The 18682-nt window shown below is 45.5% G+C and carries 12 protein-coding genes; 5 read left to right on the forward strand and 7 right to left on the reverse strand.

The features are described from left to right. Window positions 1-156 precede the first annotated feature (156 nt). The 3 genes from SK066_RS17535 to SK066_RS17545 all read right to left on the reverse strand — a co-directional run bounded on the left by SK066_RS17535 (window position 157) and on the right by SK066_RS17545 (window position 8206). On the reverse strand, window positions 157-3459 hold the full coding sequence (locus SK066_RS17535; protein WP_320542423.1) for a S8 family serine peptidase: 3303 nt from the start codon (window positions 3457-3459) through the stop codon (window positions 157-159). 554 nt (window positions 3460-4013) lie between these two features. Continuing rightward, window positions 4014-7286: a S8 family serine peptidase gene (locus SK066_RS17540; protein WP_320542424.1), complete on the reverse strand. Its 3273-nt coding sequence runs from the start codon at window positions 7284-7286 to the stop codon at window positions 4014-4016. Window positions 7287-7654: 368 nt separating this feature from the next. Beyond that, complete coding sequence (locus SK066_RS17545) at window positions 7655-8206, reverse strand: GbsR/MarR family transcriptional regulator (RefSeq protein WP_320542425.1); 552 nt, start codon at window positions 8204-8206, stop codon at window positions 7655-7657. 482 nt (window positions 8207-8688) lie between these two features. Here SK066_RS17545 and SK066_RS17550 point away from each other — a divergent pair, with 482 nt between their 5' ends. From SK066_RS17550 to SK066_RS17560, 3 genes are all read left to right on the forward strand, one after another. Then, on the forward strand, window positions 8689-9894 hold the full coding sequence (locus tag SK066_RS17550) for a quaternary amine ABC transporter ATP-binding protein (protein ID WP_320542426.1): 1206 nt from the start codon (window positions 8689-8691) through the stop codon (window positions 9892-9894). Then, window positions 9887-10723, forward strand: coding sequence for an ABC transporter permease (locus tag SK066_RS17555; protein ID WP_188773596.1), 837 nt, complete (start codon window positions 9887-9889; stop codon window positions 10721-10723). Before SK066_RS17550 ends, SK066_RS17555 begins: the two co-directional genes overlap by 8 nt. A gap of 202 nt (window positions 10724-10925) precedes the next feature. Then, window positions 10926-11855 (forward strand): glycine betaine ABC transporter substrate-binding protein, encoded by a 930-nt coding sequence (locus tag SK066_RS17560; protein ID WP_320542427.1) that lies wholly within the window; start codon window positions 10926-10928, stop codon window positions 11853-11855. Between the two features lie 157 nt (window positions 11856-12012). On the opposite strand, the gene SK066_RS17565 is transcribed toward SK066_RS17560, so the two are convergent. From SK066_RS17565 to SK066_RS17575, 3 genes are all read right to left on the reverse strand, one after another. Continuing rightward, window positions 12013-12177 carry a hypothetical protein gene (locus tag SK066_RS17565; RefSeq protein WP_320542428.1) on the reverse strand — a complete coding sequence of 55 codons (165 nt, stop codon included), beginning with the start codon at window positions 12175-12177 and terminating at the stop codon, window positions 12013-12015. A 56-nt stretch (window positions 12178-12233) separates the two neighbouring features. After that, window positions 12234-12701 carry a NucA/NucB deoxyribonuclease domain-containing protein gene (locus tag SK066_RS17570; protein WP_320542429.1) on the reverse strand — a complete coding sequence of 156 codons (468 nt, stop codon included), beginning with the start codon at window positions 12699-12701 and terminating at the stop codon, window positions 12234-12236. Between the two features lie 176 nt (window positions 12702-12877). Next, entirely contained in the window at window positions 12878-14560 is a 1683-nt protein-coding gene (locus tag SK066_RS17575; RefSeq protein ID WP_320542430.1) for a methyl-accepting chemotaxis protein, read from the reverse strand. 312 nt (window positions 14561-14872) lie between these two features. Between SK066_RS17575 and SK066_RS17580 the strand changes: the two genes are divergently transcribed. Both SK066_RS17580 and SK066_RS17585 read left to right on the forward strand, forming a co-directional pair. Continuing rightward, complete coding sequence (locus tag SK066_RS17580) at window positions 14873-15649, forward strand: sporulation protein (protein WP_320542431.1); 777 nt, start codon at window positions 14873-14875, stop codon at window positions 15647-15649. A gap of 398 nt (window positions 15650-16047) precedes the next feature. After that, entirely contained in the window at window positions 16048-16470 is a 423-nt protein-coding gene (locus SK066_RS17585) for a LysM peptidoglycan-binding domain-containing protein (RefSeq protein WP_320542432.1), read from the forward strand. A 541-nt stretch (window positions 16471-17011) separates the two neighbouring features. On the opposite strand, the gene groL is transcribed toward SK066_RS17585, so the two are convergent. Further along, entirely contained in the window at window positions 17012-18640 is a 1629-nt protein-coding gene (gene groL / locus SK066_RS17590; protein WP_188773590.1) for a chaperonin GroEL, read from the reverse strand. Window positions 18641-18682 lie beyond the last annotated feature (42 nt).

The raw sequence follows: 18682 nt of genomic DNA on the forward strand, positions 1-18682 counted from the left end.
ATATAAAAACACCCTTTGAAAGGAGCACACTCAACGACCTGTGCACTCCCTCAAAGGGTAGAACTATTGCTATTCTTGTAATAGTCGCTGGCTTCACGACTCTCGCAATCAGTTAGTTAATGAATTGTGAATTAGTTAATTGATAATTAGAATATTTTATTTTCCTTTGCCTTTAACTTTGATTAGCGAAGATACCGTCTGGGATGCAGATGGATCATGGATCGAGCTAATTTTCAGCTGTAGGCGCACAATCCGGTACGATGAAGCAGGTAGCTTGATTAGCTTACCACTATTGTCGACAAGCTGAGGATCACTACTGGATAGTATCTTGTAATCCAATCGATTATCCTGCGGCAGTGTAAGCACAGACTGACCTACTGTCTGATTACCTGCCTGAATCGTTCTAAAACGAGCGGTAGCCGTCGCTACACGATCCTTTTCTGTACCTGCGATTCGATAAGCGGTGCTCGCACGCTTGGTCGCACTTTTCTTGATATTGCCGTTTTTATCAATATTAAAAGCATTCAGTTGAAGCGAATAGGTTCCTGGCTGTAGCACGCGAGTCTCACCAGCTCCATCATCGCCAAAGTAAGTGACGATATTGTCCAATCCAGTTAGGCGATAATACCCTGTTGCAAAGGCTGGTGAGGCGGTTGCAGTAGGCTGCTTGATCGTTTGAACAAGCGTACCTGCATATTGACCATCCAATGTCACGGCGTCTAGCTCCAAAGCATTCACATTATTGGAGAGCAGACGGAAGGTTACGTCTGCCGAATCCTGCTTACCATCCAAACGTACAGCTGGATGATTTACCTCCACCTGCTGAATACCCAATCCTGTGTCTGGCTGATCCTTACCAACATGAAGCGAGAATGGCAAATGCAGTGCTGGATAGCCATCTGCTGTTAAGTCTACCTCTCCCTCATATACTCCCTCAGTCGCAGCTGTGGACGGTGTAATCTCCAGATTGAACGAGACAGTGCTATTCGCTGCGGCTGTAATCGTACCGTTCGCATCCAGTCCTTGTAATACGGCCTGAATCGCTTTCACATCCGGTGTAGCTACAGGTGCGGACGGATCTGACGTTACTGACGGATGCATGTTCACACTTGCATGATACGTAACAGATGAACCGGACGTATTTTTAAGCTGTAAGGTTTGATCGTGTGGCTTCCCATCTGGCTGCACCACGCCAAATGCGGCAGATGGATTATAGTTGGTGACCGTTTTACGGTTAAAATCCTTATCTAGAATCGTAATATCGTCTACCGTCTCCAGCAATGCTGGTGTATTCACAGCAGCTCCTACATTAGCGCGACCTGCTCCTTGAGAATACACATCATAGCGTTGACCAGATTCATCCACTAACGTCTCAGACGTATTCGCAAGAGCTGCTCGAATATCAAATGGTGTCCAGTCTGGATGCTCCTGCTTGAGTAACGCCGCCATACCTGCTACATGCGGAGCAGCCATACTTGTACCGCTCTCCCGCTTGTAAGCATCTCCATAATTCGCATTCTTGATATATTTTCCATAAGCCGGCACCGTAGAACGAATCGTTACCCCTGGTGCAACCAGATCAGGCTTCACCCCAAGTACGCCGTCCTGATTTGGACCACGAGAGCTAAAGCTTGCGATATGGTCACCGCTCACATTCTGTTTGGGATACCTGGTGTCAAATGTAAATGAGATTGGTTGTCCACCCTGTGCCAGTGAAGCACGAATCAAGGCTCGACCGTCCGCACCTTTCATATCAAAGGTAGGTACATACGTAAATCCATCCCCCATGAATGCTGCTCCGCCAATATAGCTATCTCGCCCCGGAATACTTTTGGACAGATCCGGCTTCCCTGGATGATTCGGATCGGCATTCCCATTGAATAGAATCACGGCACGTGCGCCATGTTTGGCGGCATTTTCAGCCTTATCAGTAAAACTGATTCCACCGCGTGAGACAATGACGACTTTATCCTTTACATCCTTGCCTTCATAATCGGTTTCGCTACCTAATCCTACATATATTCCCTGCACTGGAGCCTTACCGAGGATCGAAGCAAAATCCTCTTGATGTGTCTTCCATGCAAGCATCTGTAGCGCATAGTCCTGATTCACATTCGTGTCATACACGTCCTTGCTTACCGTGGATGCCGACTTGCTAGACTTGCTAGACTTGCTCGAACCGTATACATCCCCCGTTACTGCAGTAGACTTATCGGTTGAACCGTAGACATCAGCATGAACAGTCGCTAGATATTGGGTAAAAGGGACACTCGATGCGCCGACTGCAATCGCTAGCTGCGAGGTTGCTGGCTCACCCATCGAATAATAATACGAGCCTGGCGCAGCAGCATTACCGTTTGCAATCACGACGGTCACTCCGCTTAGCACTGCATTGTTAACCGCGATCGAATCTGGAGAATTTACATCTTTATCCGCATCCGAACCAATCGATAGATTGATCACATCCATGCCATCCTTTACCGCATGCTCAATGCCATCGATAATGGTAGCCGAATCTCCTGTCTCTTCATTGGTGACAGGGTCACGCTTCATTACGCGATATACATACAGATCGGCTCCATAAGCGACACCCTTTTGATTCACTTCGCCCTGTTGATTGGCTGCACGACCAGCAATGGTACCGGATACATGAGTGCCATGTGAGCTACCTGGATAGCCTTTTTTGTATACATCATCCTGCACCGATACAGGCGGTGTCTCATACGGGTCATTATCATGATCTACGGAATCATATCCACCTTTATAGGCACCAATCAGATCGGGATGATCGCTATCGATTCCTGTATCGACAACACCGACCTTCACCCCTTTACCCGTCAATCCCTTTTGCCAGGCAATCGGAGCACCGATTAGCGATAATGGCGTAGGATCATAGGTTGCCTGCGTTGCTGTACTATCCTGTACAGGCATCGTTGTATAGGTTTTATTTTGATAAATTGATTTGACTCCAGGCAGCTTCGCCAGTGCTGGAATCTGATTCGCTGGCAGGGTCATTTCCATTCCGTTCAGTACGGTATTATAGCGATAATTAACTGTGTACGAAATGCTCTGATTGCGCGCCTGCTGTAAAATTAGATTCTGCTGAGAGGCGACCATTTGCTCATCAGCTATGGGATCGAGCTGCTCTGATGCAATTCGTTTACCAGCTTCCAGCTTGGAATCATGCAGGCTTACCGCAGCTGGCTGATCCGTTAGCTGTACGATAACCGATACCAGATTACTCGATTCCGTATTGATGTCTGGCGAGATCATATGCTCCTGCGCATTGCGAAGATTCACAGACTGTCCTTTGATATCTGCTGGCTGAATGACATAGGGTGAAGCCGGTGTTCCTTGAGCTGCCGCTCCAGCTACTGCTGGTCCAGCGATCATACTAGCAGTTAACACACTCACAATAGACCAGATCCATAATGGATTGCGCATATTCCCTGTTCTCAAGCGTTCTACCTCATTTCATATGTTTTTGGTAATGAAGCAGAGCTATCCTATCACCGTGATGATTCATCTGAACAGAGACTTTCTGGGCAGATAACAATTTTTTAATGCTACTCCATATCGAGAAAATGTTATTTATCAAACTAATCAAAATAGCTCATTTTCACGACATATTCGCCTTGTATTCTCTACTTTTGGGAATTAATAAAGAATTCAGGGAAAAGAACGCGAGTTGATTTTTAGTTATTATGTATCTTTAGTTATATAAAATCATGATCTATTATGCCCGTATGCTTTATTCCTCTATATGTCATAAGACGGGTTCAAGCAGGACTGTTGCAATGACAAATACCCTTTGAAACGAGCGTCTGTAAGGAAAATCGCTCTGCTTCAAAGGGTATATTGTACTTCAACACATTATAACAATGGGTATATTCAGTATTCCAACTGTACAAGTCATCATACAGAATATGGGATCAGGCAATATGCAATAACACTGTACTTTGATCACTGCTCTAATGGAATCACCCTAAAAAATAATCATTTGTTTCTTCAACTTATTTTTTTGGCTTCTGGATCTTCACCAGTGCTTGTACGGTACGCTTCACCGTTGGATCATTCAGTGAACTGATCTGTACCTGCAAGCGAGCAATACGGTAGCTTGTCGCTGGATATTTGATCAATGTGCCGCTGTTATCTACATATTTCACATCACTGCTGGAAATCACTTTATATTGTAGACGTCCATCCTGTGGCAGATTCAGTACCGATTGACCGATGACTGTGTTGCCATCCAGAATATAGTTGAAGGCGCGAGCCGCTGTATTCACGCGATCCTTCTCTGTCGCATCGATACGATAAGAAGAATACGCACGCTTGATGGAGCTTTCCGCTACACTGCCATCAGCAGCCATATGATAAGCTACCAGCTCCAGCTTGTACACGCCTTTACCTAATACCTTGAAGGCAGGCTTACCGTTCGCATCCTGACCGATATAAATATTATCGATATCGCTGAACTCATAGTATCCTGGAGCAAAGACTGGATAGCCATTATCGCTTGGTGGCTGTACGATCTGTGCCAGTGTACCTACATACTCATCATTCAGATCATAGGCATACAGTTCCAGTACATTCGTATCGGTATTCAGTAAACGGAAACGAACATCTGTAGAGTCCTGTTTACCGTTTAGGCGTACCACTGGCTCACTTACAGAGATTTCCTGTAGACCGAGCCCACTATCTGGATTGCTTTTGCCCACCTGTGCGACGAATGGCAGATGCAGTGTTGGATAACCAGCTGCTGTCAACACCACTTCGCCCTCATAAGGTCCTTCTGCTGCACTTGCAGATGCTTTGACTGACAATGCAAATTTCGCTGCTTGACCAGCGGTTGCGGTTACCGAGCCATCTGCACCTACACCATCAAGCGTAGCCGTAATATTACTTACATCCGGTGTTGCTACAGGATTGTATGGATCGGAGGTTACAGAAGGATGCAGCTTCACGCTTGCTTTATACGTTACTGTAGAGCCGGACAGATTTTTCAGTTGAAGCTGCTTGGTTACTGCATCGCCACCAGCTGCGAGCAAGCCGAATGCTGCGGATGGATTGTAGTTGGTTACTTTCGTTTTGTTCCAGTTTTTATCGAGGATTGTGATATCCTCTACCGTTTGCAGTACTGCTGGTGTGTATACCGCAGAGCCAACATTTGCGCGTCCAGCTCCTTGAGAATATACATCATACGGTGTACCTTCCTGATCCGCAATATTGTCTGCTGTGTTTGCCAGCGCTGCGCGAATATCAAACGGTGTCCAGTTTGGATGCTCCTGCTTCAGCAGCACTGCCATACCAGCAACGTGTGGTGAAGCCATACTTGTACCATTTTGACGCTCATACGCCTGACTGTAGGAAGCATCCTTAATGTACTTACCATAGGCTGGTACGGAGGAACGAATGCCTACGCCCGGTGCAGCCAGGTCTGGCTTAATACCTAGCAGACCATCCTGGTTCGGACCACGTGAGCTGAAGTCAGCCATATTGTCGCCTGCTACTACTGTTTTTGGATATTCACTACCGAATTTGAATGTCAGCTCACCATTTGCACTGTCCAGTGCAGCGCGTGCAAGTGCGCGTCCTTCTTTACCGGACATATCGAAGGTTGGTACATAATCATAGCCTTCTCCGATAAATGCAGATGGACCAATATGACCATCGCGTCCGCTAATACTCTCGGACAGATCAGCCTCGTTCGGGTTACTTGTCTTTGCATTACCATTGAAAATAATCGCTGCTTTCGCGCCATTTTTGCGAGCAATCGACATTTTATCTACGAATGCCAGATTACCACGGGAAATCAGCACCACTTTACCTTTAACATCCTTACCAGCATAATCTGCCTCTGTACCCAGTCCTACATAGACACCTTCCTGTGTCGACGTACCAAGAATAGAAGCAAAATTCTCCTGATTTACATACCAGCCCATCAGGCTCAGTCCGTAAGTAGAATCGCCATACACATTCTCGCTAACAGTTGATGTATTGTCATTCAGATAGCGTACAGGTGATGCCGCAGCCGCTGCTGCAGTGCCACCATAGACCGAAGCCGTTACCGTTGCTTCATATAAATTGTAAGGTGTGGTTGAAGCACCTACCGAGATCGCTAGCTGTGCGCTTGCTGGCGAGCCCATCGAATAATAGTAATAGCCAGCTTTCGCAGCATTACCGTTAGCGATAACTGCGGTCACACCGCTCAATACCGCATTATTAATCGCAACCGAATCTGGAGAGTTTACATTTTTCTCCGCATCCGAACCGAGCGACAGATTGATTACATTCATTCCGTCTTTAACTGCATGCTCGATACCATCGATAACCTGTGCCGAGGAACCGGAAGCACGACCCGTCTGTGGATTGCGTCCCAGTACGCGATATACGTACAGATCTGCTTCATACGCAACCCCTTTTTGTACAACATCACTCTGTTTGTTGGCAGCACGGCCTACAATCGTACCCGATACGTGTGTACCGTGAGATGTACCTGCAAAGCCGATACCGTACGGATCATCCTCTACGGAGATTGGAGGTGCTTCGTACGGATCGTTATCCTTATCAAAGGAATCATATCCACCTTTATAAGCGCCCTTCAGATCAGGATGATAATAATCGACACCACTATCGATAACGCCGACCTTTACCCCTTTACCTGTCAAGCCCTTTTGCCACGCCTTTTGAGCACCAATCAGGGAAAGTGGGGAAGCATCATATGTAGCCTGACTCGCTGTCAGCGAAGGTGGGTCCTGTACTGGAACGGTGTAGTATGTATTGTTTTCAAATACGGAGCGCACGCCTTCCAGTTCAGCTAGCTTTGGCACCTGATTAGCAGGAATTGTAACTTCCAAACCATTCAGTACTGTATTGTAGCGATAATTCACATGCAGATTGATGCCTGCCGCCAATGCACGCGTCACCAAGTCGTTCTGCTGGTTGTTAACCGCACTCTCTGTAGATTCCGCAGCAATCGACTGCAAACCAATCTTCGCTGCGTATTCGCCTACTGCTGCTGGTTGATTCGTCAGCTGTACGATAACGCGGATATTGGATGTTCCCTTTGTATTGATATTAGGAGAAATGACATGCTCCTGATCTGTACCCTGTAACCCGATCAGACGATCTGGCAGTGTTTTCTGTTGTAAAATGTACGGAGATTCTGCTGTTCCTTCATTCGCTGCATATGCAGCACCAGGCGCCCAGATTGTTCCTGCGGTAAGCAATACAGCCAAAGATGCAGTAGACAGCTTGCGTAAAACGTGAAATTTCGTCTTCGTCAAATTACGTCCCTCATTTCAATAAAATAGTGTATACTTCCAATTCCGATACCCCTGTTGTAAGCAAAAATATATATATGTTAGTTTTATTAACCTCCTTCCCCATTCCGCTAATAATTAGGAAGATTTTGTTACATAGGATTATATTATCACCTGAATTAACCACTGGCTAGATATTTTATCCATCTATTGATTTTTTTTGCGTTACGTATAAATCAAAAGGTTATTTTTATCAATCCGACCAAGTTCCATTTCAAAAACGCTTTATATCAGCCTTTTTACCTACATACAAAATAAAAAAAGCATTCATGCCACTGCATACTTATAAGTGCAGTGAATGAATGCTCTATGCTCATTCCTCGATTCGGTTCTTACTCCTCCCGTGGTACAAGGTCAAAAATGGTACCATCCTCCATCGTATCAATGAGTCGATCCAGCCAGATATAATACTTAATCGACTCCTGCATCTTCTCCTTATCACGCAATAAGACATCACGTATAAGCGATTGCTCTTCACTGGCGATCAGCTTATCGATCTCCTTCACCGACTTGCGCAGAATAAGCAGATTACTTTCCACCGCTTTGCGCCATTTGATAACAAAAAAGTCGGTAAATGTCTGATACCAGTCATATTCCACTTCATATAGATCCTTACGCGAGCCCTTTTCCCATACCTTATTCACCATATGAAGATCAAGCAGATTCCGTACGCCCGTGCTCATGCTTGTCTTACTCATCGCCATCTCGCGACCCATATCGTCAAGCGTCATCGGATGATCTGCAAAAAAAAGCAAGCCATATAAATGACCTGTGGAATGTGAAATCCCGTATAAATCCATATTACGACCGATAACCTCAATGACTCGTTTTCTTAATTTTTGCACGATTTCGATTTGATTTTCATCTAATTGATTCAAGCTCATGCTTGACAACTCCATTCTATATATACAGTTTATACAAAACGATCTGAATATTAATTCGACTTTTTCCATTTTAAAAAAATTCTCACTAAATGTAAAGATGAGCATTTGGAAGCATCATTTAGTATATGGCAGTATTTACTTTATAAACATCGTACAGTTTTTTCTGTACAAACTTATTATACGGATTTTACGGTTGATTTGCAAAATCGGATTTGTTACAATTAATCCCGTTGAATTGAAAACTATGAAAATTATTCATCCATGTGAAAACAAATTTAGTTTTCATTTCGCTAACAACTGGTTAATAACCTTACTGTCAATAAAGCAAGCAAATGAGCAAATGCGCTGCTATGCTCCAGAGTCTTCCCATACGGCGGCAATCTTATCAGCACGTCGCGATATGGAAACTGTGCAGCACTGCAGACAGTATGTACACAGCATGATGAATGATATTTCTACTATTAATAAGGGGTGACGATGGAATGTCTACAATTCTGGAAATTAAAAATGTCAGCAAACTGTTTGGCCCAAACGCAGATCAGGGCGTAAAACTACTACAGCAGGGCTGGACCAAAGAGAAAATGGCGAAAGAAAAGCAGATCACCGTCGGCGTAAACCGAGTCAACATGGAGATCAAAGAAGGCGAAATTTTCGTTATTATGGGTCTTTCCGGTAGTGGTAAATCGACATTGGTACGTATGTTCAACCGTTTGATCGAACCAACGTCTGGCGAGATTCTTGTACATGGTAAAGACCTTCGCAAAATGAACAAGGAGCAACTGCGTAATGTACGCCGCAAAACGATCAGTATGGTGTTCCAAAAATTCGCACTGTTCCCTCACCGTACCGTACTCGACAATGTAGAGTATGGACTGGAAGTTCAAAAGGTAGCCAAAGCACAGCGCCGCGAGAAGGCTCTGCAATCGCTGGAATTGGTCGGCCTGAAGGGCTGGGGCGATAAAATGCCGGACGAGCTGAGTGGTGGTATGCAGCAGCGTGTCGGTCTGGCTCGTGCACTTGCTAATGATCCTGAAGTACTGCTGATGGATGAAGCCTTTAGCGCACTTGACCCACTGATCCGCCGTGATATGCAGGATGAGCTGCTGGAGCTGCAAGAAAAAATGCGTAAAACGATTATCTTCATCACGCACGATCTGGATGAAGCATTGCGCATCGGTGATCGTATCGCTCTCATGAAAGACGGAGCTGTCGTGCAAATCGGTACACCGGAAGAAATTATGATTCAACCAGCTAACTCGTATGTTGAGCGCTTCGTAGAGGATGTCGATCTGTCTAAAGTCCTGACTGCTGCACATGTGATGCGCAGACCAGAAACGATCACATTGGATCGTGGACCACGCGTCGCACTCGAGCTGATGCGTGAACGCGGTATTTCGAACCTGTTCGTTATTGACCGCTCCAAGAAATTGCTAGGAATTATTACAGCTGAAGATGCTGCTAACGCTGTGCGTCAGCAACAGAAGCTTGACGATATTTTAATCAAAGACGTTCCGCATGTAGAGCCTGAACGCATGCTGAACGATCTATTCGAACTGGTAAGTACTGCTAAATTGCCTGTTGCGGTTGTGGACGAACGCGAACGTCTGACTGGCGTTATCGTACGTGGCGCATTACTGGGCGCACTTGCCGGCGAAGTTGAAAATGAGGGGGTTGCTTTAAATGCCTAAGATTCCTGTAGCAAGCTGGGTTGATGTCATTGTAGAGTGGCTCAGCATTCACTGGGCAGCATTTTTCAAAGGAGTTTCTAACATTATTACGTATGTGGTGGATATCTTCACCTGGCTATTCATGCTACCACATCCATTTTTATTCGTTGCTATTATTGCAATCCTTGGTTATATGGCAGGACGATGGACGATGGCGCTATTCTCCGCACTCGGCTTCCTGCTCATCTATAATCTCGGTTACTGGACAGAAACGATGAACACACTTGGTCTGGTCGTTACATCGGCATTGATTTCGATCGTGATCGGTGTTCCACTCGGTATCTGGTGTGCTTCAAGTAAGATCGTTGCACGTATCGTAACACCTGTGCTTGACTTTATGCAGACCATGCCTGCATTCGTCTATCTGCTTCCAGCTGTTACGTTCTTCAGTCTTGGTGTCGTACCAGGGGTAGTTGCTTCTGTTATCTTCGCACTGCCACCAACAATTCGTCTGACTCATCTCGGTATCACACAGGTATCTGGCGAGCTGGTCGAAGCGGCTGATGCATTCGGTTCTACAGGTGGACAAAAGCTGTTCAAGGTACAGCTTCCACTCGCACTGCCATCCGTTATGGCGGGTGTGAACCAGACAATCATGCTGTCCCTGTCGATGGTCGTTATCGCGTCCATGATCGGTGCACAGGGTATCGGTGCAGTCGTCTATCGCGCAGTCGGTCAGTTGAAAATCGGTGAAGGCTTTGAAGCCGGTCTGGCTGTTGTTGTACTGGCGATCGTACTGGATCGTTTATCCCAAAGCTTCTTTAATGGTAAAAGCAAAAAAGCGGCTTAATACAGCCGCTTTACCTTTGTACTTTGTACATCGATGATCGTAATATCACATACTCCGTATATGGAAATACAGCTACGGATTGAAGTAACTGGAACGTATACATGGATATTCACATGCAAATGATCCATTCTGACTTTTCTTACTCTTACTGTAACCAGGTATCCCTACGAAAACTACGAATGCAAAAGGAGCGAACTCACTTATGAAAAAGTACAGAAACTGGCTTCTCTCTGGCTGTATCGTGCTGATTATGATTATTTCGGCATGTAACCCGGATCGCCAGCCATTCCCAAGCTTCCCAGGCACTGGCGAGGCTGCTACCAGCTCTGATCCTGTCGGTGCGCAGGTGAATCACCAGATTATCGGTATTGATGCAGGTGCTGGTATTATGAAGGCTACGCGCAAAGCGATTGAAGATTACGGTCTGAGTGACTGGACACTGGTAGAAGGCTCTAGTGCAGCCATGACAGCTACACTCGCCAAAGCGATTCGTAACCAAGAACCTATCATCGTAACGGGCTGGACACCACACTGGATGTTTAGCAAATATGATCTGAAATATCTGGAGGATCCGAAGAAATCCTACGGTGATGCGGAAGAAATTCATACGATTGCTCGTAAAGGCTTAAAAGAGCAGGATCCAACTGCTTATCAATTCCTTGACCGTTTCTCCTGGACGGACGATGAAATGGGCGAGATCATGGTTGCCATTCAAGATGGTGCTGATCCAGCTGCCGCAGCCAAAGACTGGGCAGAGTCTCACCAAGATCGTGTCAATGAATGGACAAAAGGCTTGAGCAAAGCCAATGGCAAGTCGCTGACACTCAGCTATGTAGCATGGGATTCCGAGATTGCCAGTACGAATCTAGTCAAGTATGTGCTCGAAAGTAAGCTGGGCTACAAGGTAACCGCGCTTCAGGTTGAAGCTGGGCCAATGTTCACCGGTGTTGCCAATGGTGATGCGGATGCAACGGTAGCAGCATGGCTGCCACTGACACACGCGGACTACTGGGCAAAATACAAAGATAAATTGGAAGATCTAGGTCCGAATTTGAAAGGTGTTAAAGTCGGTCTGGTCGTTCCAGCGTATATGAATGTCAACTCGATTGAAGAGCTGAAGGATCAGCAGTAATTGATCGCGTATGATATAGATATATATAGATAGATATAGTACGAAATAAAAGAGGCTTCCTTAGACAAGGAAGCCTCTTTTATCATTTGCAGGATTACCCTTTCGAGCTAGAGCTAGCCTGCATTATCATGTTGAATACATGCGTCATTGCTTCGAATTACATACCGCTGTCCGAATCGTCTTTGTGATCGTTCAGCTTTTTAATCCAAATTCCGAACAAAATGGATGCTCCCACGATCATGACCGCATACAGCAGAATGTAAGGGGTATGTGCGTTGAATTCCGTAAATAAAGGCAATAGAGCCGTCATCGCTGTTTCCACACTCGTTCCTCCTTTATCGATTTACATCATTTGATTATAAATTAACCATACAATAGCTATTTTACCTCAATTAATACCCGGGTGCCATCAGGATAATTGTCTAATTGGTTACTAATCCATGAACCAGCCCCTCGATTATCAGCTGGAGTGACATATTTTATATCTGCACCCGTTCCGCCTTCCTGACACATCGCCATCGGCCATTCATCCCGATCATAGCCTTTACGAGTCGGTATTCCTTTTAATGAAGCCTTGCGATTCTCCTCCGCACCAGAACGATCAATCGTGCAGATTGACGATTTGCCCGCGGCAATCGCTTCGCGAATATGCGCTCCCGTCTCTGGATAACGATCAAGCGGAAATTGCAGGGTATAATCCGCATTCCCCTGTTGTTGTTTTACACTTCCTGTGCCTGTTTGAAGCTGTCCCAGCACATGCGATAGATCCAGCTTACCTGTAATCAAGTAAATGAGGATCGCCGCGATCAACGCCGTTACCGCAGCCCATTTTTTCTTGGATGACATGTTATTTCCTCCCCCTCGTGCCAGATCGGGGTTAGTATCCGTTCATCTGACACTTCTATACCTTACAAGTATAAACGGGATTGCACGAGATGGGAACATACGTTTAGGCTGGAGTCTGCCTATTATCCAGACCCCAGCCTATCTCCATGCGATCTTATTGCAGCATAATTACAGTATTAGACACGGAATTTGCGAATCTCTTCCTGAAGCTCCATCGAGATCTGGCTAAGTGAATCGGCAGCAGCGGAGATATCCTCCATCATGCTCACCTGCTGGTTCGATGCATCTGTAGCCGTGCGCGAGTTATCCATAATCGTATCTGCCATACCGACGATATGATTCTCTGCGTCCATAATACTGGATGCCGAGCGCGATAATACATCCGATGCCTGTAACGCTTCCTGCACCTGAACCGACACGATCTGAATCGTATCCTGAACCGTATCAAAAATCGCTCCCATCTGCTGTACTGCTGCGGTGCCGCTCTGTACCTGACGTGCTCCTTCTTCCATTTTGGATACGGTATAGGACATGTTCTGAATCATATCCTCAATCTTCGTACTAATCTGTCCTGCCGATTGACTGGAATAATCCGCAAGCTTTTTCACCTCACTGGCAACGACGGCAAAGCCATTGCCATGCTCACCTGCACGAGCAGCTTCGATGGAAGCATTAAGCGATAGCAGATTTGTCTGACTGGCAATATCGCGGATAACCTGTACAATGGCAGCAATTTCCTGTGAATGCTCAGCAAGCTTATACAGCGAGGCTGCTGTTTCTTGTACAGTCTGATCAATGATACTCATCTGAGTAACGGTATGCTGTACATTACGATTACCCTGCTCGACTTCACTGAGTACACGCTCAGAGGACTGCGATACCTGCGAGGTTGCTGTAACGATATCAGCGATACTGCTGGAGTTCTGATCCAGTCGCTGTTTGTTCTCGTTCACCTGCATACGCTGTGCTGTCGCTGAATCAGACATACCACTTACGATTGCAGCTGTATTGGTGGAAACACTGATGCCTTCCTCCGCATTCGCATACAATTGTTCCGATGCCGCGGCCATTTGCTCCGAGCTACTGGCAATCATATTCATCAGCTCACGTAGCTTAGTTTTCATGGAATTAAAGGAAGCTGCCATTTGCCCCAATTCATCTTTCGACTTTATTTCGATATCTGCAATAGTCAAATTCCCATTCGCAATCTCACTGGCAGAATCTGCAACAAGCTTGATCGGTCTGGAGAACATATGCACCACAAAAGTAGCGATGATGATACCGAGCAATACGGCAATAATACCAACGATGATCAGCGTCCAGTGTACTACCTCAACGGTTTGTGCATTTTCCGCACGTGCTTGCGTCAGCTGATCGCGTTCATAATCCTCCATCGCTTTAGCTTTTTCTGCAAGCGCCTGCGCCATCGGTACACATTTGGTCGCGACTAACTCATTATACGCAGTAGCATCTCCTTGCTGCTTCAAGGCAGTTAATTGCTCGGTTAGAGCAGCATAATCATTTTGTACACTTTTGAATTCACCCAGCAGCTGAGCATTGTTACCGGATACAATTTGCTCCAGCATAGCAATCTGCTTGGTGGTGCTTTGCTTGGATTCTTGCAATTGATTTAGTTGCTCCTGCTGTCCTGTTAACAGATATCCACGCATATACTTCGTTTCATCTGCGGCAAAATACTTCAAATCCTTAATGGCTGAGATATTTTCAACATGACCATTTAGCAACGCATTATAACTGTTATTCAAATTACGTGCAGCATAACCACTTACACCTGCTACAATCAGTACAATCAGAATCATAATCGAGAAAATGCTGTATAGCTTCATTTTAATATTCATGTGTGTGCCTCCTGGCCATGTTTCCTCAAAATTAAGTTTCTATGTTAGCTATATCGGTTGGCGAAATCATTTTTAATAGGTATTTTAAGGGAGTTTCGACAAATTTCTATCATTTTTGCACTAAGTATTTTTGTATGCAAAATTTCTAGAAACGGATCCTGACCTTGCTGCGTATATTCACCATAACAAGATGAGGGTAGCACTGAGCAGCAAGCTTTTATTTATACATATACAATCCGGGCTTAGCTGTCGTCGTTATCGTATTCATCTTCAATTAGGAACAGACTATATTGACTAAAGGGGAAATGTACAATGTCATTCTTTAATAAAATGCTTGCGCGTGTAGGTGTTGGTGCTGCCAAAATTGATACCGTATTGGAGCAAGGCGAATATGTGCCTACAGGTGAGGTGCACGGCAAAGTATATATTGAGGGCGGTAATGTCGATCAGGAAGTGGGGAGTATCTATATCGAGGTAATGACTCGTTATACTCGCGAGCAGGACGATAAAAAGCATGAAGTGAATTATGCGATTGCCCGTCACCGTGTATCGGATAAAATGCTGATCAAAAGTGGTCAAAAAACCGAGGTTCCCTTTGCCTTCCTGTTACCCGCTCAAACGCCGCTTACGATCGGCAACCAAAAAGTATGGCTTCATACTGGACTCGATATTGAAATGAGTGTAGATCCAACGGATCAGGATTACATTTCGGTCAAGCCACATCCGTATATGGACACGGTGCTGGAAGCTGCTGAGGTGCTGGGCTTCCGTTTCAAAGCATCGACCGTGGAATATGCATCCCGTGCTCCATTTGGTGTTCCCTATGTACAGGAGATCGAATTTTATCCGGCTCCCCAGTTCAGCGGTCGTGTTAGTGAGCTAGAGCTGATGATGGCGTTCAGCGGAAATGGCTTACAAGTACTGGTTGAGGTCGATCGTCGAGGACGAGGCTTAGGTGGATTTTTCGCAAGTGCATTTGATATGGACGAACGTCGTAGCTGGCTGGATCTGAGCAGTGATGAGCTGCGTCGCGGTCCTCGCTATGTCGCAGACCGTCTTGCTGAGATTATTCACCATAGTAGTCGCTAGTAGTCTTTAAAAAATGAGCAGTATATGAAATAGCTGTATAGATAAAAGACGATATGGCTGCATGATACGATCATCCTTTGACACATAGTCGACATACAGCTCTATTATGATGGGCATATCCCATCAACCACGAATCCGCAAGCGTAACGTGTCAGCTTCTGGCTCGTATACAGCCTGCACCGCTTATCCTCAGGGTGCAGGCTTTTGTGTTATTTTTGAATGATATGCTTTACTAATAAATAATGTTTCAAATAAATAGTTTTACATTTATTTAGATTTACTTTTATTTAGTATTGCAATCATCTTTAATCTGTGTTATATTTAGTACATGAAGAACAGCACGGTATTACTACCATGACAAAAACAAAAAATAAATTAACAAAGAGGAGCCATTACTCATGAACACAAAATTTAGTAAAATCCTGATGTCCGCTACTTTAGCTGCTACCCTGGGTGCAGTTGCAATCGCCCCAATCGGAGGCAGCCACGCATACGCTGCAACAAACGATCAATCGAACCATGACAAACGTAAAGACAAAGAAGATCGTATCGCTAACAACGCAGCATTCCTGGCAGCTCAAGAAGCTCAATTCCAGGCACTGTTTGGTACAACTGAAGAAGACAGCACAACAACTACACAGGAGCCTGCCAACTCCCAAACTCCAGCTACTGATGCAACAAACAAAACGATCACTGTTGTCGTTCCACAAGGTGCCAGCCTGACTGATCTTGCTGCTCAATACGGTGTGACTGTAGACGAGCTGGTTGCTGCCAACAACCTGCTGCCTGCTGGATTCCAACTGACTGTTCCACAAAAATAAGAACGTTTTGCTTGAAATACTAAGGTTCAAATTGATATAGATCGATTGAACGTAAGACTCGATGTTATTCACTCCAGCTTGCTCCCCATCAAGCTGGCATCCAAGGACTAACATTCGAAATCGAAGTGATAGATCCAACACGATTGAAAGTCCCCCTTTCAAAATCGGCCGAATTTTATAGATCGGGTGCGTATCTGCCAAATACGTGCCCAACATAAAAAGCTGACATTCTCCCCTGAGTGTCAGCTTTTGTTTGGATTGATGTTGTTTTAGATAAGTTGAGGTGTTCGAGCATCTTATAGAAATCTATATCTGATGTACATTAATTATTCTGTAATTCTTAATACACTCTTATCGCAATTCATGATCCAGTTAAGTATAAAATCATCAGGTAATCTTTCTTTTTTGTGCTTCGCTCTCATCATATATTTCAACTATAAAAAAAGCCGCTTATGAGATAGATCTCATAAGCGGCTTCTGTTTTAAAAGTGGTCGATACTCAAATTGAGAATGGCTGGTGCTAAAAGGCTTTACGCCTTTATCACATCATGCCACCCATTCCCCCCATGCCGCCCATATCTGGAGCTGCTGGGGCTGCTGGTTCTGGTTTATCTGCTACAACTGCCTCAGTAGTCAGGAACATTGCTGCTACAGAAGCTGCGTTTTGCAGTGCGGAGCGTGTTACTTTAGCAGGGTCAACGATACCTGCTTCGAACATGTTTACCCATTGTCCGGAAGCGGCGTTGTAGCCGATGCCTACTTCTTCTTTTTTCAGGCGCTCAACGATAACAGAGCCCTCTTCGCCAGCATTTGCTGCGATGGTGCGGATTGGCTCTTCCAGAGCGCGCAGGACGATGTTAACGCCTGTTTTCTCGTCGCCATCTACCTCTACAGCTGCTACTGCGTTGTATACGTTCACGAGTGCAGTACCACCACCGGATACGATACCTTCTTCAACCGCTGCGCGAGTCGCGTTCAGGGCATCTTCGATGCGCAGTTTGCGCTCTTTCAGTTCTGTTTCTGTTGCTGCACCGACTTTGATTACGGCTACGCCGCCAGCCAGTTTAGCCAGACGCTCTTGCAGTTTTTCTTTGTCGAACTCGGAAGTTGTTTCTTCCAGCTGGGAACGGATTTGGCTGATACGTGCATCGATGTCAGCTTTGTCGCCAGCACCGTCTACAACGATTGTGTTTTCTTTGGTTACGCGTACTTGACGTGCAGTACCCAGTTGATCGATTGTAGCGGATTTCAGATCCAGACCGAGTTCTTCTGTGATCACTTGTCCACCAGTCAATGCAGCGATATCTTGCAGCATCGCTTTACGACGATCGCCAAAGCCAGGAGCTTTAACGGCTACTGCATTGAATGTACCGCGCAGTTTGTTCACAACCAGCATCGCCAGTGCTTCGCCTTCGATATCTTCAGCGATCAGTACGAGTGGTTTGCTTTGTTGTACGACTTTTTCCAGCAACGGCAGGATTTCTTGTGTGTTGCTGATTTTTTTGTCAGTGATCAGAATGTATGGGTTGTCCAGGACAGCTTCCATTTTATCTGTATCTGTGATCATGTATGGAGAGATGTAGCCGCGGTCGAATTGCATACCTTCTACAACTTCCAGCTCCGTCGCGAATCCACGGGATTCTTCAACAGTGATAACGCCGTCGTTGCCGACTTTTTCCATTGCTTCTGCGATCAGTTGACCCACTTCATCATCAGCTGCGGAGATTGCTGCAACCTGAGCGATGGATTGTTTGTCTTCAACGTGACGGGAGATTTTTTGCAGTTCTTCTACCGCAGCGCGAACCGCTTTGTCGATACCTTTACGCACAACCATAGGGTTAGCGCCAGCAGTTACGTTTTTCAGACCTTCGCGAATCATCGCTTGAGCCAGAACGGTTGCTGTTGTTGTACCGTCACCAGCAACATCGTTTGTTTTGGTAGCTACTTCTTTAACAAGCTGTGCACCCATGTTTTCGAATGCATCTTCCAGCTCGATTTCTTTTGCGATCGTTACACCGTCATTTGTGATGAGCGGGCTACCGAATTTTTTCTCCAGTACAACGTTACGACCTTTTGGTCCGAGAGTTACTTTTACTGCGTTTGCCAGTGCATCCACACCACGCAGCATGGAACGACGAGCATCTTCACTAAATCTAATGTCTTTAGCCATTTGAATAGTACCTCCTCAGTATGTTGGAAAATCAGGTTTGGA

Origin of the sequence: Paenibacillus hunanensis (assembly GCF_034055775.1) — a bacterium.
Classification (GTDB): domain Bacteria; phylum Bacillota; class Bacilli; order Paenibacillales; family Paenibacillaceae; genus Saccharibacillus; species Saccharibacillus hunanensis.

What these genes read in the sequence shown, in the direction of transcription:
- SK066_RS17545 (WP_320542425.1), bottom strand. Translation starts at nt 8,206, where the DNA reads ATGAGCTTGAATCAATTAGATGAAAATCAAATCGAAATCGTGCAAAAA.
- SK066_RS17550 (WP_320542426.1), top strand. Translation starts at nt 8,689, where the DNA reads ATGTCTACAATTCTGGAAATTAAAAATGTCAGCAAACTGTTTGGCCCA.
- SK066_RS17555 (WP_188773596.1), top strand. Translation starts at nt 9,887, where the DNA reads ATGCCTAAGATTCCTGTAGCAAGCTGGGTTGATGTCATTGTAGAGTGG.
- SK066_RS17560 (WP_320542427.1), top strand. Translation starts at nt 10,926, where the DNA reads ATGAAAAAGTACAGAAACTGGCTTCTCTCTGGCTGTATCGTGCTGATT.
- SK066_RS17570 (WP_320542429.1), bottom strand. Translation starts at nt 12,701, where the DNA reads ATGTCATCCAAGAAAAAATGGGCTGCGGTAACGGCGTTGATCGCGGCG.
- SK066_RS17575 (WP_320542430.1), bottom strand. Translation starts at nt 14,560, where the DNA reads ATGAATATTAAAATGAAGCTATACAGCATTTTCTCGATTATGATTCTG.
- SK066_RS17580 (WP_320542431.1), top strand. Translation starts at nt 14,873, where the DNA reads ATGTCATTCTTTAATAAAATGCTTGCGCGTGTAGGTGTTGGTGCTGCC.
- SK066_RS17585 (WP_320542432.1), top strand. Translation starts at nt 16,048, where the DNA reads ATGAACACAAAATTTAGTAAAATCCTGATGTCCGCTACTTTAGCTGCT.
- groL (WP_188773590.1), bottom strand. Translation starts at nt 18,640, where the DNA reads ATGGCTAAAGACATTAGATTTAGTGAAGATGCTCGTCGTTCCATGCTG.